The sequence below is a fragment of the Nocardia thailandica NBRC 100428 genome, from assembly GCF_000308795.1.
GTDB lineage: Bacteria > Actinomycetota > Actinomycetes > Mycobacteriales > Mycobacteriaceae > Nocardia > Nocardia thailandica.
On the sequence record NZ_BAGK01000072.1, the window covers coordinates 1 to 19,913 of the forward strand.

The following is a 19,913-nucleotide window of genomic DNA, read 5'->3' on the forward strand; positions in this document are numbered from 1 at the left end:
ACTCGCCCAGCTCGGGCATCTTCACCGGGGTGCCGGAGGAAGCGGACGCGGCGGCGGCCGGGGCGGGCTCGGCGGCCGGGGCCTGCTCGGCCGGGGCGGGCTCGGCCGCCTGCGCCGGAGCCGGGGCGGCCTCGGGCTCGGGGGCGGGCGCGGCGGCCGGGGCCGGATCGGGCGCGGTCGCGGGAGCCTCGTCGGCGGCACTGATCACGCCGAGCTCACCGCCGACCTCGACGATGTCGTCCTCCTGCGCGACGATCTTCGACAGCACACCGGCGGCGGGCGACGGGATCTCGGTGTCGACCTTGTCGGTGGAGACTTCGAGCAGCGGTTCGTCGACCTCGACCGTGTCTCCTTCCTGCTTCAGCCACCTGGTCACCGTTCCCTCGGTGACGCTCTCACCAAGAGCCGGCATCTGGACGGAGAAGGCCATGTCCGTTGACTCCTCTGACTGTTCGACTGGGTTCTACAACAGTTCGCGGGTCCCGGCAGATGTCCGTCGCGGGTCGCGGCGGACATCGACGCCTGCACCAGCGTGGCCGGTGTCGCCCGGGAATCCGTGTGGTTCTTGTTCCGGCAACCATCCTTGCACTCGTTCGCGCGGCGTGTAGCACAGGGCGGCATTCCGGGCAGACCTGGCAGCGCGGAATGCGAGGCGGTGAGCTGCATTCCACGCGGCTCGGAGATGGTTACCGATCAGTCACCCGCCGCGCGTCGCAGCGCGGGAAGTGGCTGATGTCACACATTGTCACAAACGTGCCGAGCGGAAGGAACCTCAGCCCGCTGAACGGGACCCGGCGGCGGGCCCGGCCCCGCGTCCACCCAGGGGCACAGGTCGCGGGGGATGGGTCACTGGCTGCTGCGCAACCAACTCGTGGCCGACCCCGAGGAGACCGGCGAGCGCAGCGAGCGTCGCGGCCGCCCCGGGGATACGCGACCCGGGACCATGCGGCGCAGCCGCGAGTACCGCGTCGCGTATCCCCGGGGCCCGAAGGGCCGCGACTCGAGCGCGCCAGCGCTCAATCAGACCCAGCGATGTCCTCGATGACGTTGATCAGCGTCCGGACGGGCACACCGGTGCCGCCCTTGCCGATGTAACCGAACGGCCCGCCGGTGTTGTAGGCGGGACCGGCGACGTCCAGGTGCGCCCACTGCACGCCCTCGGGCACGAACTCCTTCAGGAACAGCGCCGCGGAGAGCATGCCGCCCCAGCGGTGCGCGGCGACGTTGGCCAGGTCGGCGATCTTGGAGTTGAGGTCGGCGCGCAGCTCGGGGGGCAGCGGCATGGCCCAGCCGTGTTCGCCGGACTCCCGCGAGATGCGGGCGACGCGGTCGCGGAACTCCTCGGTGCCCATGACGCCCGGGGTGCGGGTGCCGAGGGCGACCATCTGCGCGCCGGTGAGGGTGGCGACGTCGATGAGGTAGTCGGGGTCGTCCTCGCCGGCGCGCACGATGGCGTCGGCCAGGATGAGCCTGCCCTCGGCGTCGGTGTTGAGGACCTCGACGGTGGTGCCGCCGTACTGGGTCAGGACGTCGCCGGGTCGCTGGGCGGTGGCCGACGGCATGTTCTCGGCCATCGGCACGGTCGCGACGACGGTCACCGGCAGGCCGAGCCGGGCGGCCAGCAGGGTGGTCGCGATGACCGCCGCGGCGCCCGCCATGTCGGAGGTCATGTTCTCCATGTTGGCGGCGGGCTTGATGGAGATGCCGCCGGTGTCGAAGGTGACGCCCTTGCCGATCAGCGCGATCTTCGTCGGCCCGCCCGCGTAGGTGATGCGGAGCAGGCGCGGCGGACGCGAGGAGCCCTGGCCGACGCCGAGGATGCCGCCGTAACCGCCCGCGGCCAGGGCGGTCTCGTCGAGGATCTCGACCTCCAGGCCCGCGGCCTCGGCCAGCACGCGGGCGCGCTCGGCGAATTCGGCGGGGTAGAGGGCGTTGGGCGGGGTGTTGACGAAGTCGCGGGCGGTGGCGACGGCCTCGGCGGTCAGCTGCGCGCGCAGCAGGTCGAGGGTGCCGAATTCCGGCTCGGGGACCAGGAACTCGACCCGCAGCACGGGCGCTTCCTCGGGCTTGGGCGCCGACTTCGTCTTGAACGGGGTGAAGGTGTAGGCGCCCAGGTAGAAGCCCTCGGCCGCGGCGGCCAGGTCGATCCCGGACAGGGTGGTGGCCGCCAGCTCGGTGCCCGCCAGCGAGCGCGCCGCCACGCCCGCGCTGCGGCGGACCTGCTCGGCGTCGATCTTCTCGGCCGGGCCGAGACCGACGGCCAGCACGCTGGTGACGTTGATCAGCCCGGCGGGCGCCGGGATGCGAGTGAGTTCCTCGGCCTTGCCCTTGGCCCCGACCGCGCCCAGCTGATCGAGCAGTTCGGCGCGCAGGTCGGCGGGCAGGATGTCGCTGAACAGGTCGTCGGGCACGATGGCGGGCCCGTTCTCCGAGGAGGTCAAGCCGATGACGAGTACATCGGTGTCCTGGCCGATGGATTCGATGCGGGCCAGTTCCGGTCCGAGAGAGCGATCTGCAGCAGCTGTCATGGGGTCAGGTTATGCGCCCGCCGTTGCGGAGGCGAACAGTGCGCGTCGGAGGCGCGGGGCGCGGCGGGTCCGGGCCACCGCCGCTTCACGCTGTCAGGCTCGGCAGCCACGGGTGGCCGGGGTGGACGCGATCGAGCCAGGTGCGCAGGCGGTCGCGGCTCAGCGGGGACAGCAGCGGCAGGCAGCGCGCGAAGTCGCCGGCGTCCTTGACCCGGTTGGCCTTCGCCTTGAACAGCAGGGTGACCTCGGGCGCGGCGTAGGGGATGCCGCTGCCGGTCCGGCGGACGAGCTCGGTGTAGGGCAGGGTGATCGAGGGGTCGCGGCGGCAGACCCAGGTGGTGCCCTCGTGCGGCTCCCGGAAGACGTCGAGATGGTAGGTGCCGGTGGTGAGGTCGCGCAGCCACGTCTGGTGGATGCCGGGATCGTCGGCGACCTCGGCGTAGGGCCAGACCCGGCCGTCGCCGACGGCGTCCCAGGCGTAGCCGGGGAACGTGTCGGCCAGGTGGTGGAAATCGCCACGGGGAACCCCGATCTCGAGGTCGGCGTGGGCGCGGGTCAGCGAGCCGAGGAACAGGTCGATCGCCCAGCCGCCCGCGACGTACCAGTCCACCGGGGTGTGGGCGAGCAGGGCGGCGATCACGCTGGGTGTCCATGGGTCCCAGCGGCGTTCGGCTTCGGCCCTGCTCATGACTCGCCCACCCGCGGGAACAACACCCATGGCCCATCTTCGCCACGGGAGGCGATGGGGCGCAAGGGTGTTGGGACGGATGGTGACCCGGCGGTGACCGGGTTGTGAGATCAGCGGGTCAGCCAGGGCAGACCGCGGCGGAAATGTGGCCGGGGCCGGGTGGCCCAGCGGGGGTTGTCCTCGTCGCGCCGGTACACCGGGATGCGCCCAGCCACCGAGAAACGCAACCGCGTGGTGTCGCCGAGGACCTCGCCGTCGGCGGCCAGCGCGGTCGGCTCGGGCAGCTCGACCTCGACCTGCCGCGCCTGGCGTTCCCCGTAGACCTTGCTGTGCCCGATCGCGGCGAGCGCGAGTGCGAGCACGGCGCGGGTCCGGGAGAACCGCAGGTCGGCGCGCAACCAGCGGAGGTCGAGCAGGCCCTCGTCCAGCCGGGACCGGAAGGCGGGCACCGCGCCGTGCGGGTGGTAGGGCCCGTTGCCGACGAACACGAACCAGACCGCGTGTTCGCGGCCGTCCAGGCGCACCCGCAGGGGCGTGGTGCGCCGCAGCGTGATGACCAGCGCGGCGGCGAAGGCGGGCCATTTCCCCCAGCGCTTCTCCCACTTCTCGCGCAGCCGGACCAGGTCCGGGTAGGCGCCGATGCTCGCGGTGTTGACCAGGTAGTGCCTGCGCGGGCCCCCGTCGGTCTCGAAGTCGACGGCGGCGATGTCGACCTCGACGGCCTCGCCGGTGCCGGTGGCGTCGGCGACCTCGCGCAGGTCGTAGACGCCGAGGTCGCGGGCGAAGTGGTTGAGGGTGCCCGCCGGGACGACGACCAGCGGCAGCCCGTGGCGCACCGCCACCGCGGCCGCCGCGGCGATGGTGCCGTCGCCGCCCGCGGCGCCCACCGCGGCCGCGGGTGTGCCCGCCTCGGCGGCCTCGGTCAGCGCCCGGTCCAGCAGGTCCGAGGCGTCGACGCCGGGCTCGGTGTGCACCAGGGTGGCGGCGGGCAGCGTGCGGGCGATCTCGGGGGTCGGGTCGTAGGCGGCGTTGCCGGAGTTGGGGTTGACGATGAGCACCAGGCCCTTGCCCTCCGGCAGGACGGGCGCGTCGTGCACGGGATGCGCCTCGGCCTCGTCGGATTCCCGCACCGGCCACCACCGGCGCGTGGTCAGGGCGACCGCCGCGCCGACGGCCGCGCCCGCGAGCACGTCCGAACCCCAGTGCACCCCGGTGTGGACCCGGGAATAGCCGACCGCGGCGGCCACCGGCGCGACGAACAGCGCGGTGCGCGGGCTCTCCAGGGCCACCGCCGTGGCGAAGGCGGCCGCGTTCGCGGCGTGCCCGGACGGGAACGACGACGAGGTCGGCGCCTGGATCAGCCTGCGGCCGACCGGCATCAGGTCCGCGGCCGGGCGGCGGCGCGGCACAAGGGTTTTCAGCACGACGTTGACCAGCAGGCCGGACCCGGCCACCGCGACGACGCCGCGCAGCGCGGCCCGGCGCGGCGGACCCTGGCGGGTCGACAGCGCCGCCGCGATGCCCAGCCACAGCCCGCCCCGGTTGGCCGAGGTGGTCAACCGCACCATGCCGCGGTCGAACGCGGACTCGGGGACGGCGGCCAGTGCCCGGCTGACGGCCCGGTCCACCTGGCCGACACTGCGAAACCTGCGGCCCGACAACTCACTCACGCGTCGAGGTTAGCGCCGGCGGGCCGGGCGGCGCAGCGGCGCGGTGCTCAGGGGACCGGGATCTGCACCGGAGCGCAGTCGGCGGTCGGCGGCGTGCCGGACAGGGCCTGCAGCAGGCAGCCCACGTTGATCTCCGAGGAGCCGACCGCGCCCGCGGCGGGCGCGGTCGCGACGACGGTGGCGACGGCCAGCGCGGCGCCGGCGAGAACTGTGCGAAGGGTCATGGGGCGATCCTCGCCCGGCCCGCGCCGGGGCGCACGCCCCGAAAACCGGGGGAGGCGGCCCGGCGCCGCCCGGCCCGATAAGCTCGGGCGATGACCGATTCCACGCTGCTGCAGGGCCCCATCCACGAACTCCACGTCGAACTCGGCGCGACGTTCGCCCCGTTCGGCGGGTGGGAGATGCCGGTGCAGTACGCGGGGACCGTCGGCGAGCACACCGCGACCCGGACCGCGGTCGGGCTCTTCGACGTCAGCCACCTGGGCAAGGCGACCGTCGCCGGGCCGGGCGCGGCCGCCTTCGTGAACGCGACGCTGACCAACGACCTCGCGCGCATCCGGCCCGGCAAGGCCCAGTACACGCTGTGCTGTACGGCCGAGGGCGGGGTGATCGACGACCTCATCGCCTACTACGTCTCCGACGACGAGGTGTTCCTCGTCCCGAACGCGGCCAACACGGCGGCCGTCGTCGCCGAACTGCGCGCGGCCGCGCCCGCGGGGATCACCGTCACCGACCAGCACCGTGACTACGCGGTGTTCGCGGTGCAGGGCCCGCGCTCGGCCGAGGTGCTCACCGCGCTCGGGCTGCCCACCGAGATGGAGTACATGGCCTACGCCGACGCCGAATGGGACGGCCGCCCCGTGCGGGTCTGCCGCACCGGCTACACCGGCGAGCACGGCTACGAACTGCTGCCCGCCTGGGACGACGCGGCCGCGCTGTTCCGCGCGCTGACCGAGCGGGTGCGGGCCGCGGGCGGGCAGCCCGCCGGTCTCGGCGCCCGCGACACCCTGCGCACCGAGATGGGCTACCCCCTGCACGGGCACGAGCTCTCGCTCGACATCACCCCGGTGCAGGCCCGCACCGGCTGGGCCGTCGGCTGGCAGAAGCCGGAATTCTGGGGCAAGGCCGCCCTCGAGCAGGAGAAGAAGGCGGGCCCGCGCCGCACCCTGCTCGGCCTGTCCGCCCTCGACCGCGGCGTGCTGCGCCAGGGCCAGACCGTGCTGCGCGACGGCGAGCCGGTCGGCGAGACCACCTCCGGCACCTTCTCGCCGACCCTGAAGGTCGGCATCGCGCTCGCCCTGCTCGACACCGAGGCCGGGCTCGCCCCCGGGGACGAGGTGGAGGTCGACGTGCGCGGCCGCCGGCTGCGCTGCGCGGTGGTCCGCCCGCCGTTCGTGGAGACCAGCACCAAGTAGCCGGTGGACCGGCCTGCCCGGATAGGATGACCTCATGACAGTCGCTGCACAGTTCACCCGTATTCCGCACCCCGCGCCCGTCCCGGCGCACCAGCGGGACGAGGTACTGGCGGCGCCCGGCTTCGGCCGGTTCTTCACCGACCACATGGTGAGCATCGACTACCGCGACGGCGCCTGGGTCGACCCGCGGGTCGAGCCCTACGGCCCGCTCGCCATGGACCCGGCGACCATGGTCTTCCACTACGGGCAGGCCATCTTCGAGGGCCTCAAGGCCTACCGCCAGGGCGACGGCAGCATCGCGACCTTCCGCATCGACGCCAACGCGGCGCGCTTCCGCCGGTCCGCGGCGCGCATGGCGATGGCCGAGCTGCCCGAGGAGCTGTTCATCGAGTCCGTCGAGCAGCTGCTGCGGGTCGACGCCGACTGGGTGCCCGCGGCAGGCGGCGAGGAGTCGCTGTACCTGCGGCCGTTCATGTTCTCCACCGAGGCCGGGCTCGGCGTGAAGCCCGCCTCCGCCTACAAGTACCTGCTGCTGGCCTCCCCGGCGGGCGCGTACTTCCCGCGCGGCGTGAAGCCGGTCCGGGTGTGGCTGTCCACCGAGTACGTGCGCGCGGCCCCCGGCGGCACCGGCGAGGCGAAGGTCGCGGGCAACTACGCGGCCTCCCTGCTCGCCCAGGCGCAGGCCACGGAGAAGGGCTGCGATCAGGTCGTGTGGCTCGACGCCTGCGAGCGCAGCTACGTCGAGGAGATGGGCACCAACAACCTGTTCTTCGTCTACGGCAAGGGATCCGAGGCGCGGCTGGTGACCCCGGAACTGTCCGGTTCGCTGCTGCCGGGCATCACCCGCGACTCGCTGCTCACCCTGGCCGCCGACGCCGGGTACGCGGTCGAGGAGCGCAAGGTCTCCGTGCGGGAATGGCGCGAGGGCGCCGAATCCGGCGAGATCAGTGAGGTTTTCGCGTGCGGAACCGCCGCGGTCATCACGCCCGTCGGCTGGGTGCGTTCCACCGAGGGCGAATTCACCATCGGCGGAGGCGAACCCGGCGAGGTCACCATGGCCCTGCGCGACACCCTGACCGGCATCCAGCGCGGCACCTTCGCCGACATCCACGGCTGGATGCGGAAAGTCTAGGGAGGCAACCGGGATCCGTCGCCCGGAGCAACCACGACGGGCCCGGCCGCGAGCCGAGCGAGCGTCGCAGCCGCCCCGACGAGACGAGCCCCGAGCCCCTGCGGCGCAGCCGCGAGGATCGGGGCTCGTCTCGTCGCGGCCCGACAGGCCGCGACCCGAGCGCGCCGGCGCGCCACGTCACAGCATGAGCATCTGCCACTGTTCCAGGGTCTGCGGGCGCATGACGTAGTTGTTCTCCCGGATGGTGGACAGCGGCGCGCTGGGTTCCTGGGAGTACCAGTGGCCCGGGTAGACGACGGGGTTGCCGTCTAGGCCGGCGAGGTAGCGCAGGCTGCGGAACATCTCGTCGGAGTCGCCGCCCGGGAAGTCGGTGCGGCCGCAGCCGTCGACGAACAGGGTGTCGCCGGCGACGAGCCGGTTGTCGACGAGGAAGCACTGGCTGCCCGGGGTGTGGCCGGGGGTGTGCAGCAGTTCGATGTCGATGGCGCCGACGCTGACCTTGTCGCCGTGCTCGTGGCCGGTGAGTTCGCTGGGGGCGATGCCGGTGACCTGGGCGACCCAGTCCAGCTCGTGCCGGTTCACGTGCACCGGCACGCTGGTGTGCTCGAGGAGTTCGCGGACGCCGCCCAGGGTGAAGCCCAGCATGGACCCGCCGACGTGGTCGGGGTGGTGGTGGGTGGCGAGCACGCCGGAGACGCGCATGTCGTCGGCGGCGGCGATGTCGACCAGGTCGGCGGCGGCGTAGGCGGGATCGATCAGCACGCAATCCCCGGTCTGCCGATCGCCGATCAGATAGGCGAAATTGCGCATCTGCGTCGCGATGGGATCGCCCGCGGCGTAGTCCCGGCCCGACAGCAGCTGGCGGAAATAGAGGCGTTCGGAAGACATGGTTCAAGACTATTGCCCAGAGTGTGCCGGGGTCGCATTCGCGGGGGGTTCGGGGTAGCTCCGGTGACCGGCCACGGTTTCGGACTGCTGGACTTGTGACCAGTTATGGGATCAGCCCAGCGAGAACCCCACGGCGGCGATCGCGACGGCGATCTCCACGCCCGCGCCGAGCACGTCACCGGACAGCCCGCCGAAGCGTTTCACCGCGTGCCGGGAGACGAACATCACGATCGCGAGGGCAACCGCCACAGTGGCCGGTCCCTGCCAGAAGTGCTGGGGGACAGCGGGAATCGCGCTCACGGCGGCGACTGTGAACCAGGCCACCGCCACGGCCCGCGGCTGGGTGCCCGCGACGAGCGCGCCGAACCCGGCCCCGGGCGCCGCGTCGACCCCGCGCCGGCACGCCAGCACCACGCCGACCCGGGCCACCGCCACCGCCACGACGACGGCCCACCACCGCCCGCCGTCGGCCAGGGCGCCGAAGGCCAGGCCCTGGACGCCGAGGGCGAAGACCAGGGCCGCCGCCCCGAACGGCCCCACCGACCCGGACTTCATGATCTGCCTCGCCCGCTCGGGCGGGCCGTAGCTGCCCAGCCCGTCGGCCGTGTCGGCCAGCCCGTCCAGATGCATGCCGCGCGTGAGCAGGGCGAGGGCGCCGACGGCGAGCAGGCCGGCGAGGGCGGGCGCGGCGCCGAGCGCGGTCAGCGACCACAGCACGAGCGCCGCGGCGCCCCCGAGCAGCGACCCGACCAGCGGCGCCACCGTGATCGCCCGCCCCGCGGCCGTCCGGTCGACGGCGTCGGGGCCGCGGACGGGCAGGACGGTGAGCCAGGACAGGGCGAGGCGCGCGGTGCTCATGGGCGGGCCGACGGCCTCACTTGCGGATGTCGACCGGGTCGGCGGCCTCGGCCGTGCTGACGCCCGCGTCGGCGAAGGTGGCCATCTCGGCGAGGGTGGCGACCGCCGCGCGCAGGATCGGCAGCGCGGTGAGCGCGCCGGAACCCTCGCCCAGCCGCATCCGCTGATCGATCAGCGGCTCGAGCCCCAGGTGCTTCAGCGCGAGGGCGTGCGCGGGCTCGGTGGAGCGGTGACCGGCCAGCCACCACGCCTTGGCGCCCGCCGCGAAGTCCTCGGCGACCAGCGCGGCCGCGGTCACCACGACGCCGTCGAGGATCACCGGGGTCCGCCGGGCCGCGGCCTGCGCGAGGAACCCCGCCATGGCGGCCAGGTCGGCGCCGCCCGCCACCCGCAGCAGGTCGACCGGGTCGGTGGCGATCGGGCGGGCCCGGCGCATGCCGTCGCGGATGGCGGCGACCTTGCGGATCCAGCCCGCGTCGTCCACGCCGGTGCCCCGGCCGACCGCCGCCACCGGCTCGGTGCCGGTCAGGGTGGCGATCAGCACGGTGGCCGGGGTGGTGTTGCCGATGCCCATGTCCCCGGCGATCAGCAGGTCGGCGCCCGCGTCGATCTCCTCGTCGGCGACGGCGCGGCCCGCGGCCAGCGCCGCGGCGACCTCGTCGGGGCCGAGCGCGTCCTCCCGGTCGATGGAGCCGCTGCCGCGGCGCACCTTGTGCGCGGAGACGCCGGGGTCCGTGTCGCCGTCGACGGCGATGTCGACGACCCGCACGGTCGCGCCCGCGACCCGGGCGACCGCGTTCACCGCCGCGCCGCCCTGCAGGAAGTTCGCCACCATCTGCGCGGTCACCTCGGCCGGGTAGGCCGAGACGCCGTGCCGGGCCACGCCGTGGTCGCCGGCGAAGACGACCACGCGCGCCCGGTCGAACTGCTTCGGCGGGCAGACGCCCTGGCAGGCGGCGACCCAGTTGCCCAGGTCCTCGAGCCTGCCGAGGGCGCCCGCGGGCTTGGTGAGCCTGCCCTGGCGTTCCCGCGCGGCCGCCAGGACCGTGGCGTCCGGGGGAGTGATCGGTCCGAAACCCTCGGCCACTGTGCCCGCCTTCCAAGTGATGGTGTGTCGCACGCCCATCTTGCCCCGTCCCGGCCCGCCGGGCGCATGCGCCCTCGGCGTGTGCGCCGCAGCGGGATTCGTCCCGGGCGCGTCGCGCTACTTCAGCCGCATCGGCAGGCCGGCGACCACCAGGTAGGCGGCGTCGCAGACCCGGGCGAGACGCTGGTTGAGCGTGCCGATCTCGTCGCGGAACAGTCGCCCGGAGCGGGTGGCGGGGATGACGCCGAGCCCGGCCTCCGGGCTGACGATCACCAGCCTGCCGCGGTAGGCGGCGACGGCGGCGACCAGCGCGTCAGTGTCCGGGCCGACGGTGCCGCGCGGCGCCTCCCAGGCCGCGCGGGCGTCGAGGCGGGCGGTGAGCCAGGTGCCGAGGTCGTCGAGCAGGGTGGCCGGGGTCTCCTCGGCAAGGACCTCGACGGGATCGCCGTTCTCCACGGTGGTCCAGTCCGCCGGGCGGCGGGCGCGGTGCGCGGCGATCCGGTCGGCGAAATCGGTGTCCGCCGGGTCGAATTCGGCGGTGGCGAGGTAGCGGACGGGGAGGCCGCCCGCGCAGGCCAGGTCCTCGGCGAAGGCCGATTTGCCGGAGCGGGCGCCCCCGAGGACCAGGGTGCGCGGGGTCGGGGCGGGCTCGCTCGGCATGGCTGCACGGTAGCGCGCGCCCACGTCGGGACCCGTCAGTGCACCCACGGCGGGTCGACGAGGGTGCCGTCGGCGAGTTCGCCGGTGAAGCCGACCGGCGCGGTCACCAGGACGACGGCCGGTTCGGCCGACGAGTTGTCGATGCCGAGCCACGAGCCCGCGGGCGCCACGGCGGCATCGCCCGCGACCAGGGTGTGGCGTTCCTCGTCGATGGTGACGACCGCGCTGCCGGACAGCATCACGAAGGCCTCCTCCCGGTGGATGCGGTGCGGCACCCCGGTCGAGCCGGGGGCGACCTCGACGCGCCAGACGCACAGTTCGGTGCTGCCGGTGCCGGGACGGACGAGCGGGGTGAAGCGGGCGTTGTGCAGGTCGATGGGGGTGATGTCGGCGGTGAAGGTGGCGGGCACGGAATCTCCTTGGTCAATTTGCTTGACTATATAGTCAAGCTTGTTGACTGTTCTGTCAAGTGTCAAGATGGCCGGTATGCCAGACCCAGACCCAGACCCAGACCTGCCGTACCTGCTGCTCGCCGCGGCCACCGAGGTCACCGACGCCGTGCACGCCGGGGTCCAGGCCGCCGGATTCACCGACGTCCGCCCGACTCACGGCTTCGTCTTCGTCCGCCTGGCGCCCGCCGGGGCGACGATCGGCGAGATCGCCGACCACCTCGGCGTCACCAAGCAGGCGGCCAGTCAGCTCGTCGACGAGCTGCTGCGCAAGGGTTACGTCGCGCGGGGACCGCACCCCGCCGACGCCAGGGCCAAGCTCGTCACCCTGACCGAACGCGGCTGGGCCTGCACCCGCGCCGCCGACGCTGCGGCCGCCGCCTGGCTGCGGCGGGCGGGCGAGCGGGTGGGCGCGGGGACACTCGCGGAGATCCGCGACGCGCTGGCCGGGTTGGTGACGCCCGGCAGGATCCGGCCCGCGGCCTGGTGACGGTGGGCTCGGGGCCCCGGGGCCGGAGCGTGGCGTCAGGCGCCGAAGCGGCGGCGGTACTCGGTGGGGGCGATGCCCACCTGGCGCTGGAAGTGGTGGCGCAGCAGCGCGCCGGAGCCGAAACCGGATTCGGTGGCGATGCGCTCGAGCGGGTGGTCGGTGTCCTCGAGCAGCTGCTTGGCGTACAGGACGCGCTGGGTGGTCAGCCACTTGACCGGGGTGGTTCCGGTCTCGGCGGCGAAGCGGCGGGCGAAGGTGCGGGTGGACATGGCCGAGCGGGCGGCGAGGTCGTCGACCGTGTGCGGGTGGGACAGGTTCTCGCCCATCCAGGCCAGCGTCGGGGCCAGGCCCTCCGAGGTGGCGTGGGGGACCGGGCGTTCGATGAACTGACGCTGCCCGCCGTCGCGCTGCGGCGGGACCACCATCCGCCGCGCGATCGCGTTCGCGGCGGCCGCCCCGAGCTCCCGGCGGACCAGGTGCAGGCAGGCGTCGATGCCCGCCGCCGTGCCCGCGCTGGTGATCACCCGCCCCGCGTCGACGAAGAGGACGTCCGGGTCCACGGTGGCCGCCGGGAACCGGGCGGCCAGCTGCTCGACGTAGCGCCAGTGGGTCGTGCAGGCGCGCCCGTCGAGCAGCCCCGCCTCGCCCGCGAGGAAGGCGCCCGAGCACACGGTCAGGACCGTGGCCCCGGCGGCCGCCGCCGCGCGCACCGCCTCGACCACGCGCGGATCGAACGGCTGCCCGAAGGAGACCGGGAAGGCCGGGATCGCCACGAGGTCGGCGCCGAGCAGGGAGTCGAGCCCGTACTCGGGGGTCACGGTCACTCCCGGCGTCGTGGAGCGCAGCGGTGTGCCCGGCTCGGCCGCGCAGACCCGGAAGTCGAACCCCGGCAGCCCGTCCGCGGTCCGGTCCAGCCCGAAGACCTCGCACACCACCCCGAACTCGAACATGGCGAGGCGATCGGAGAGCACCACAGCGACCCGCGACAGCATGGACCGAGCATAGCTGGCCGGATATTTACGGACAATGACAGAACGGCCACTGTCGGCGGAAATCAGATGCGCGCAAAATTTCTGCCATGGCACTTCTGCTCGCGATCCTGTTCCTGACCCTCCTGTCGGCCACGGTGTTCCTCGGCTCCGGCCGGACCGGCGCCACCGGCGTCCGCGACCGGGACGCCGACCGCCTCAGGACCGAACTGGCCGCCCGGCGATGAGTCGGCCGCGCCTGTCCGCGGCAACCGGCCGGTCCGCCGCGCCCCGGGATCGGGCGCGAGGGAGTCGACGATCCGCCTGCCCCGAATCCGGGCCGGACCGAAGCCACGTGCACCCGGACGCACGACGTACGAGACCACCGGGCCGACACGTCCACTTCCACCGCAACCCGTCCGGGCCGACCCCGAGGAGGCCCCGCCGCGCAGCGGCGGTCGCGGCCGCCCCGACGAAAAGAACCCCGACCCAAGGGGCGAAGCCACGAGGATCGGGGTTCTTTTCGTCGGGGCCCGAAGGGCCGCGACTCGAGCGCGCCAGCGCTCCACCTACACAGCGTCCCCCGGGGAGACGCGGGGCTTGGGGGCGCGCATCTTGCGGATCTGCGAGGCGCGGACGAAGGCGTACCAGCCCAGCCGCATGCCGCCGTCGGTGGTGTCCGGGAAGCGTTCGCGCACACGGTTGTTGATGATCTTGCCGAGGACGAAGCCCTCGATGATCATGAACAGCATCATGACCAGCATGGCCAGGGTGACGATGGTCTGCAGGCCGGGCGCGACGAACATCGACAGGATGAGCACCAGCGCCATCGGCATGAACAGGCCGACCAGGTTGCGTCGCGCGTCGACCAGGTCGCGCACGTAGGCGCGCACGGGGCCCTGGTCGCGGGGCAGCAGGTACTTGTCCTCGCCGGCGAGCATGCGGGCGCGCCGGTCCTGGACCGCGGCCTTGCGCTCGGCGGCGGCCACCTTGCGCTCCTCCTTGGTGCCCTTGGCCGCCTTGCGGCGGGCCCGGGCCTCCTTGGCGGTCATCGGCGCGGGCGCCACCGGCCCACGCCGCTTGCCCTCGGCGTCGCGCCGCTTCGGCGTCGGCCTGCCCTTGCCGGGTGTGGTGGAGCCGGTGACGGCAACGGACTCTTCGGTGGTCTCGGTCACCGTGGGGTCGACGGACTCGTCGATGGTGCTGGACTCGCCGCGACGGAACAATTTCACGACGCCAGGCTATTCGATGCGGGAAGGTAGCGGGTAATTCGGGCAGGTGAAGGCGTGTGCCGTGTCTCAGGAGTGCGCAGAAGTGGCCCCGCTCACCACGCGACCCGCGGCGCCGCGCGGCCGGTGGTGCCGGGACACCCGGGGCAGCGACTCGCGCGCGCCCGCGCTCCAATACAATGGAATAGCAGCCCGACCCGCGGTGTTGACACGCACGAGCTGTGTAGTTCGCGGCCGCGAACTGTTCACGGGTTGACCACGCTGTCCCTAGGAGAGTCCATGACTGTGCAGAACGACGAGAAGACCGCCACCCACGGCGTGACCCTCACCGATGCCGCGGCCAGCAAGGCCAAGGCACTGCTGGATCAGGAGGGCCGCGACGATCTGGCGCTGCGTATCGCCGTGCAGCCCGGTGGTTGCGCCGGCCTGCGTTACCAGCTGTTCTTCGACGACCGCATCCTCGACGGTGACCTGGTCGTCGACTTCGGTGGCGTGAAGCTGGCGGTCGACCGCATGAGCTCCCCGTACGTGCAGGGCGCCTCGATCGACTTCGTCGACACCATCGAGAAGCAGGGCTTCACCATCGACAACCCGAACGCCACGGGTTCGTGCGCCTGCGGCGACTCGTTCAACTGACATAACGGCGGGTGTCGCGGGGTTCCGACCTCGCTGATCGGTCGAGCCGTCGCGGTCTGCGCGGGCGGGTCTCGGGTGTTGCCGGCCGTTTTCCGTGGCGGCCGGTGGCCGCTGTCGGCCGTCCGCGGGGTGGCCGTCCGGTCTCGCGGGTTGCCGCGAGGTGAACCGGAGGCGGTCGGTATCTTGCTACGGTTGGGGTCCGGGATCGGGGAGATCCCGGACCTTTTCGTTTTCTCACCTAGCGCCGAAGGGGCTCCGCCTCGTGTCTGTAGCCGTGTCCGCGTCCATCGCCACCGACCACCTCATGCGTTTCCCCGGCAAGTTCAGCGATGTGCTGCTCGCCGATCAGCTCGACAACGTGTCGCTGAGTTTCCTCGTCGACGACCTGCAGATCCGCCGCGGCGGGGTCGCGGGCAACATCGCCTACGCCATGGGCCTGCTGCGGCAGCGGCCGGTGCTGGTCGGCGCGGTCGGCGCCGATTTCGCCGATTACCGGCAGTGGCTGGAGGCCGCCGGTGTGGACTGCTCGGCGGTGCTGATCTCGGACAGGGCGCACACGGCGCGGTTCGTGTGCACCACCGACGAGGCGATGGCGCAGATCGCCTCGTTCTACCCGGGCGCGATGAGCGAGGCGCGCGACATCGCGCTGGCCGAAGTGGCGCAGGGCCGCGACATCGATCTGGTGCTGGTCGGGGCCAACGATCCCGAGGCCATGCTGGCGCACACGCGCCAGGCCAGGGAGCTGGGCCTGCCGTTCGCCGCGGACCCGTCCCAGCAGCTGGCCCGCCTCGACGGCGACCAGGCCGCCGAGCTGATCGAGGGCGCGGCCTACCTGTTCACCAACAAGTACGAGTGGAGCCTGCTGCAGCAGAAGACCGGGCTGGCCGAGGACGAGATCCTCGGCAAGGTCGGCATCCGGGTCACCACCCTGGGCGGCGAGGGCGTGCTGGTCACCGACCGTGACGGCGCCGAGGTCCGTGTCGGCGTGGTGCCCGAGACCGGCCGCGTCGACCCCACCGGCGTGGGCGACGGCTTCCGCGCAGGCTTCCTGACCGCCCATCGCGCGGGCCTGAGCCTCGAGCGCGCGGCCCAGCTGGGCTCGCTGGTCGCGGTGCTGATCCTCGAGACCACCGGCACCCAGGAGTGGACCCTCGACCGCGAGGAGGCCCTGGTCCGCCTGACCAAGGCCTACGGCGCCGAGGCCGCCGACGAACTCTCGGTCCTGCTCTAGGCCACGAAACACGAAGCGCCCCGCGAGAACTCGCGGGGCGCTTCGCGTTTCACCGGGCTACAGCGACACCGGGTAGGTGGGTTCGGCGATGTCGGGCTTGATGCGGTCCTCGACGAAGATGCCGTGCCACACCATGAAGACCAGCAGGGTCCACAGGCGGCGGCTGTGGTCGGAGCGGCCGTCGCGGTGGTCGCGCAGCATCTGCAGGATCGCCGGCTTGTTCAGCAGGTGATCGGTCTGGGAGTCGGCGATCTGGGCCTCCGCCCAGTCGTAGAGTTCGGTGCCGCGCAGCCAGTGCCGCAGCGGGACCGGGAAGCCGAGCTTGGCCCGGTGCAGCACGTGCGGCGGGACGATGCCCTCCAGCGCCTGGCGCAGCGCGTACTTGGAGGTCTCCTTGGAGATCTTCTGCTCGTAGGGCAGCCCCTCGGCGACCTTCAGCACCTCGCTGTCGAGGAAGGGAACGCGCAGTTCCAGCGAGTTGGCCATGGTCATCTTGTCGGCCTTGACCAGGATGTCGCCGCGCAGCCAGGTGAACAGGTCGAGGTGCTGCATGCGGGCGACCGGGTCCCAGCCGCGCGACTGGGCGTAGATCGGGGCGGTGACGTCCTGGTGGGTCCACTCGGGCCGGAACTCGCGCAGCACGGCGCGCAGCTGCGCGTCGTTGAAGCTGCGGGCGTTGCCGTAGTAGCGCTCCTCGAGGGTGAGCGAGCCGCGGTGCAGCAGGCTCTTGCCGCGCCTGCCCTCGGGGATCCGGTCGCTGAGCCTGCCCGCGAGCTTGCGGACCCGGCCCGGCAGGAACTCGAACGGGCGCAGCGACAGCGGCTCGCGGTAGATCGTGTAGCCGCCGAACAGCTCGTCGGCGCCCTCGCCCGAGAGCACCACCTTGACGTGCTTGCGGGCCTCCTTGGCCACGAAGTACAGCGGCACCAGCGCCGGGTCGGCCACCGGGTCGTCGAGATACCAGACGATCTCGGGGATCGCCGCGGCGAACTCGGCGGGGGAGACCACCTTGACGATGTGGCGGGCGCCGATCGCCTCGGCGCTCTCGGCGGCCACGTCGACCTCGGAGTAGCCCTCGCGTTCGAAGCCGGTGGTGAAGGTGATCAGCTTCGGGTTGTGCCGCATGGCCAGCGCCGCGATGGCGGTGGAGTCGATGCCGCCGGACAGGAACGAGCCGACGGTGACATCGGCGCGCATGTGCTTGGCGACGGAGTCCTCGAGGGCGGCCGCGATCTCGCGGTAGCGGTCGCGGGCGTACCCCTCGACGAACGGGCGCACCCGGAAGTCGGGGCGGAAGTAACGGGTCGCCTTCGGCGCCTGGCCGACGCGCACGGTGGCATAGGTGCCCGACTCGAGGCGGCGGATGCCGGCGTGCAGGGTCTCGGGCTCGGGCACGTACTGCAGCACGGTGTAGTGCTCCAGGGCGCGCGGGTCGAGGTCGTCGGCGATGCCGAGCGGGCCCAGCAGCTCGAGCACGCTCTTCTTCTCGCTGGCGAACGCGGTGCCGCCGGGCCCGGTGGCGTAGAACAGCGGCTTGATGCCGAACGGGTCGCGCGCGAGGAACAGCTGCTCGGTGCGGGTGTCCCAGATCGCGAAGGCGAACATGCCGCGCAGCCTGCGCACCGCGTCCGGGCCCCAGAAGTGGAAGGCGGCCACGATGGCCTCGCCGTCACCGTCGGTGGCGAAGATCCTGCCCTCGGGGAACTCGGCCGCGTGCTCGGCGGCGAGCTGCTCGCGCAGTTCGAGATAGTTGTAGATCTCGCCGTTGAAGGTCATCGCGTAGCGCTGCGGGTCGTCCGCCGGGCCCCAGCGCAGCGGCTGGTGGGAGTGCTCGATGTCGATGATCGACAGCCGGTTGAACCCGAACACCATGTGCTCGTCGTGCCAGGTGCCCTTCTCGTCCGGGCCGCGGTGGCGCTGGCAGTGCAGGGCGTCGTAGACCTGGTCGACCACGTCGGTCGTCGCCGGGGAAGCTGTCAGGAATCCGAGCAGTCCGCACACGGTGTCGGCAACCTCGTCTCTAGGTGGGATGCGGGCAGGCGCGCACACGCGCGCGCCCGAACGGCGGTGATGGCGTCCACCCTACTGTCCTTCGCGCGGGATACCGGATCCGGCAACGTATTCGCAGGTCGCGACGACCCGATCGGTAACGGCGGAGTGTCGAACGCGACCCCGCGGCGATGAGGTGTCGCGTTTGGTCTACGCTGCGTAGTACTCAGGTCCTTCTCAGGTCCCGCATGCCTCGCGGCGTTCCGGAACCAGGATGACCTGAAACGTGCTTTATTACGTGTCGGACGGGCGGATCGCGGCCCGGACGGCGCAATGTGTCGGAATGTGTGGCGACCAGGAAGGCGTGAGCGTGGCGCACAAGGCGAGCGAAGAGATCGGGGCCCGACCCGTGAAGGGTCGGCAGGGCCGTATCCTTCGGCGGGCCGGGCTGGCGGTGTCCTTGGGGATCACCGCGATGCTCGTCTCGGGCTGCTCGATCGACAATGTTTGGCTGCGGTTCGGCTGGCCCTCGGGCGTCACGCCGCAGGCCACCCGGATGCGGGAGCTGTGGACCTGGTCGGTCCTCGCCGCGCTCGCGATGGGTGTGCTGGTGTGGGGCCTGACCTTCTGGACGGTCATCTTCCACCGCAAGCGCAAGAACTCCCCGGAGTTCCCCCGGCAGACCGGATACAACGTGTCGCTGGAGCTGACCTACACCGCGATCCCGTTCGTGATCATCGCGGTGCTGTTCTACTTCACCGTCGTCGTGCAGAACTACGTGCACGAGAAGACCGACAACCCGGATGTCACCGTCGACGTGACCGCCTTCCAGTGGAACTGGAAGTTCGGCTACCGCAACGTGAACAACGTCGGCGGCCTGACCTACAACGGCGTCGACACCGAGCGCGAGGCGATCAACGCCGAGCAGCTGAAGGCCTACGAGGAGCGCGTCGACCCGGAGCACGGGCACCCGCAGCCGGGCCCGCTGCACGGCTTGCCGGAGAACGACATCCTCTCCTACCTGCACTACAACAAGATCGAGACCATCGGTAACTCCACCGAGATCCCGGTCCTGGTGCTGCCGACCGGCAAGCGCATCGAGTTCCAGCTCGCCGCGACCGACGTGATCCACGCCTTCTGGGTGCCGGAGTTCCTGTTCAAGCGCGACGTGATGCCGAACCCGAAGGAGAACCACTCCGACAACGTCTTCCAGATCTCGGAGATCCAGAAGGAAGGCGCCTTCGTCGGCCGCTGCGCGGAGATGTGCGGCACCTTCCACTCGATGATGAACTTCGAGGTCCGGGCGGTCTCGCCGGAGAAGTTCGCGCTCTACATCAAGGCGCGCGAGGCCGGCAAGACCAACGCTCAGGCGCTGGAATCGATCGGTGAGTCGCCGGTGGCCACCTCCACCCACCCGTTCGACACCAAGCGCGACATCAAGAGCGCTTCGGCCGAGAGCAAGTGAGGACTGAACTGACATGAAGCTCGAAGCACGCATTTTCGAACTGCTGACGGTGTTCTTCATCCTCGTCGCCATCGTGTACGGCTTCTTCACCGGGCAGTCGCGCACCGGCGTCGAATGGGCGGGCACCACCGCCATCGTGCTGTCGGCGGGCCTGTCGCTGATCGTCGGCACCTACTTCCGGTTCGTCGCCCGCCGCATCGACCTGCGTCCCGAGGACTTCGAGGACGCCGAGATCGTGGACGGCGCCGGCGACCTGGGCTTCTTCTCGCCCGGCTCGTTCTGGCCCATCCTGCTCGCGGGCGCCGGTTCGGTCACCGCCCTCGGCCTGGCCTTCTTCCAGTTCTGGCTGATCGGGCTCGGCGTGCTGCTCATACTGATCGCCGCGGGCGGCCTGGTGTTCGAGTACTACCTGGGTGCCGAGAAGCACTGAGACATGGAGCGCTGGCGCGCTCGAGTCGGGGCTCCTCGGGCCCCGACGCAAAGAAACCCGATCCTTGTGGCTGCGCCACGTTGGGTCGGGTTTCTTTGCG

The 19,913-nt window shown here is 72.1% G+C and carries 21 protein-coding genes; 8 read left to right on the forward strand and 13 right to left on the reverse strand.

Annotated elements, in window-relative coordinates; genetic code table 11:
* From ON36_RS08035 to ON36_RS34625, 5 genes are all read right to left on the reverse strand, one after another.
* A partial coding sequence (locus tag ON36_RS08035; RefSeq protein WP_043649771.1) for a biotin/lipoyl-containing protein occupies nt 1–430 on the reverse strand: 430 nt, incomplete at its 3' end.
* 586 nt (nt 431–1,016) lie between these two features.
* The gene (locus ON36_RS08040) at nt 1,017–2,528 is read right to left on the reverse strand and encodes a leucyl aminopeptidase (protein WP_043649774.1); all 1,512 of its coding nucleotides are present in this window, start codon (nt 2,526–2,528) and stop codon (nt 1,017–1,019) included.
* Between the two features lie 85 nt (nt 2,529–2,613).
* A complete protein-coding gene (locus ON36_RS08045) occupies nt 2,614–3,216 on the reverse strand; it encodes a nucleotidyltransferase domain-containing protein (RefSeq protein WP_052313750.1) in 603 nt (200 codons plus the stop codon).
* Between the two features lie 110 nt (nt 3,217–3,326).
* The gene (locus ON36_RS08050; RefSeq protein WP_043649777.1) at nt 3,327–4,886 is read right to left on the reverse strand and encodes a bifunctional phosphatase PAP2/diacylglycerol kinase family protein; all 1,560 of its coding nucleotides are present in this window, start codon (nt 4,884–4,886) and stop codon (nt 3,327–3,329) included.
* Between the two features lie 47 nt (nt 4,887–4,933).
* Entirely contained in the window at nt 4,934–5,110 is a 177-nt protein-coding gene (locus ON36_RS34625) for a hypothetical protein (protein ID WP_157224817.1), read from the reverse strand.
* Nucleotides 5,111–5,200: 90 nt separating this feature from the next.
* On the opposite strand from ON36_RS34625, the gene gcvT reads away from it, so the two are divergent.
* Complete coding sequence (gene gcvT / locus ON36_RS08055; protein ID WP_043649778.1) at nt 5,201–6,301, forward strand: glycine cleavage system aminomethyltransferase GcvT; 1,101 nt, start codon at nt 5,201–5,203, stop codon at nt 6,299–6,301.
* A 34-nt stretch (nt 6,302–6,335) separates the two neighbouring features.
* Nucleotides 6,336–7,433, forward strand: coding sequence for a branched-chain amino acid aminotransferase (locus tag ON36_RS08060; protein ID WP_043649779.1), 1,098 nt, complete (start codon nt 6,336–6,338; stop codon nt 7,431–7,433).
* A gap of 177 nt (nt 7,434–7,610) precedes the next feature.
* On the opposite strand, the gene ON36_RS08065 is transcribed toward ON36_RS08060, so the two are convergent.
* The 5 genes from ON36_RS08065 to ON36_RS08085 form a co-directional block, all read right to left on the reverse strand.
* Nucleotides 7,611–8,321, reverse strand: coding sequence for an MBL fold metallo-hydrolase (locus ON36_RS08065; RefSeq protein ID WP_043649782.1), 711 nt, complete (start codon nt 8,319–8,321; stop codon nt 7,611–7,613).
* Nucleotides 8,322–8,432: 111 nt separating this feature from the next.
* Nucleotides 8,433–9,179 (reverse strand): adenosylcobinamide-GDP ribazoletransferase, encoded by a 747-nt coding sequence (locus tag ON36_RS08070; RefSeq protein ID WP_043649785.1) that lies wholly within the window; start codon nt 9,177–9,179, stop codon nt 8,433–8,435.
* A gap of 16 nt (nt 9,180–9,195) precedes the next feature.
* Nucleotides 9,196–10,305, reverse strand: coding sequence for a nicotinate-nucleotide--dimethylbenzimidazole phosphoribosyltransferase (gene cobT / locus ON36_RS36045; protein ID WP_052313752.1), 1,110 nt, complete (start codon nt 10,303–10,305; stop codon nt 9,196–9,198).
* A 78-nt stretch (nt 10,306–10,383) separates the two neighbouring features.
* Nucleotides 10,384–10,926 (reverse strand): bifunctional adenosylcobinamide kinase/adenosylcobinamide-phosphate guanylyltransferase, encoded by a 543-nt coding sequence (locus ON36_RS36050; RefSeq protein ID WP_043649788.1) that lies wholly within the window; start codon nt 10,924–10,926, stop codon nt 10,384–10,386.
* A 35-nt stretch (nt 10,927–10,961) separates the two neighbouring features.
* Entirely contained in the window at nt 10,962–11,336 is a 375-nt protein-coding gene (locus tag ON36_RS08085) for a cupin domain-containing protein (RefSeq protein ID WP_052313753.1), read from the reverse strand.
* Between the two features lie 76 nt (nt 11,337–11,412).
* On the opposite strand from ON36_RS08085, the gene ON36_RS08090 reads away from it, so the two are divergent.
* Nucleotides 11,413–11,865 carry a MarR family winged helix-turn-helix transcriptional regulator gene (locus ON36_RS08090; protein WP_043649791.1) on the forward strand — a complete coding sequence of 151 codons (453 nt, stop codon included), beginning with the start codon at nt 11,413–11,415 and terminating at the stop codon, nt 11,863–11,865.
* Between the two features lie 35 nt (nt 11,866–11,900).
* On the opposite strand, the gene ON36_RS08095 is transcribed toward ON36_RS08090, so the two are convergent.
* Nucleotides 11,901–12,857: a helix-turn-helix domain-containing protein gene (locus tag ON36_RS08095; protein ID WP_043649793.1), complete on the reverse strand. Its 957-nt coding sequence runs from the start codon at nt 12,855–12,857 to the stop codon at nt 11,901–11,903.
* An 86-nt stretch (nt 12,858–12,943) separates the two neighbouring features.
* Between ON36_RS08095 and ON36_RS34630 the strand changes: the two genes are divergently transcribed.
* Nucleotides 12,944–13,081 (forward strand): hypothetical protein, encoded by a 138-nt coding sequence (locus tag ON36_RS34630; RefSeq protein WP_157224818.1) that lies wholly within the window; start codon nt 12,944–12,946, stop codon nt 13,079–13,081.
* A 321-nt stretch (nt 13,082–13,402) separates the two neighbouring features.
* Here the strand turns inward: ON36_RS34630 and ON36_RS08100 are convergent, their stop codons facing one another.
* Nucleotides 13,403–14,008, reverse strand: coding sequence for a DUF3043 domain-containing protein (locus ON36_RS08100; protein ID WP_245557989.1), 606 nt, complete (start codon nt 14,006–14,008; stop codon nt 13,403–13,405).
* A gap of 333 nt (nt 14,009–14,341) precedes the next feature.
* On the opposite strand from ON36_RS08100, the gene ON36_RS08105 reads away from it, so the two are divergent.
* Together ON36_RS08105 and ON36_RS08110 are read left to right on the forward strand one after the other, a co-directional pair.
* A complete protein-coding gene (locus ON36_RS08105; RefSeq protein ID WP_043649799.1) occupies nt 14,342–14,698 on the forward strand; it encodes a HesB/IscA family protein in 357 nt (118 codons plus the stop codon).
* A 262-nt stretch (nt 14,699–14,960) separates the two neighbouring features.
* Nucleotides 14,961–15,929 (forward strand): carbohydrate kinase family protein, encoded by a 969-nt coding sequence (locus tag ON36_RS08110; protein ID WP_043649802.1) that lies wholly within the window; start codon nt 14,961–14,963, stop codon nt 15,927–15,929.
* Nucleotides 15,930–15,986: 57 nt separating this feature from the next.
* Here ON36_RS08110 and asnB read toward each other — a convergent pair whose 3' ends face one another.
* Nucleotides 15,987–17,930 carry an asparagine synthase (glutamine-hydrolyzing) gene (asnB, locus tag ON36_RS08115; protein ID WP_043649804.1) on the reverse strand — a complete coding sequence of 648 codons (1,944 nt, stop codon included), beginning with the start codon at nt 17,928–17,930 and terminating at the stop codon, nt 15,987–15,989.
* A 397-nt stretch (nt 17,931–18,327) separates the two neighbouring features.
* Between asnB and ctaC the strand changes: the two genes are divergently transcribed.
* Nucleotides 18,328–19,383: an aa3-type cytochrome oxidase subunit II gene (gene ctaC, locus ON36_RS08120; RefSeq protein ID WP_043649815.1), complete on the forward strand. Its 1,056-nt coding sequence runs from the start codon at nt 18,328–18,330 to the stop codon at nt 19,381–19,383.
* Nucleotides 19,384–19,396: 13 nt separating this feature from the next.
* Complete coding sequence (locus ON36_RS08125) at nt 19,397–19,813, forward strand: cytochrome c oxidase subunit 4 (protein WP_043649807.1); 417 nt, start codon at nt 19,397–19,399, stop codon at nt 19,811–19,813.
* The last annotated feature ends 100 nt before the right edge of the window (nt 19,814–19,913 follow it).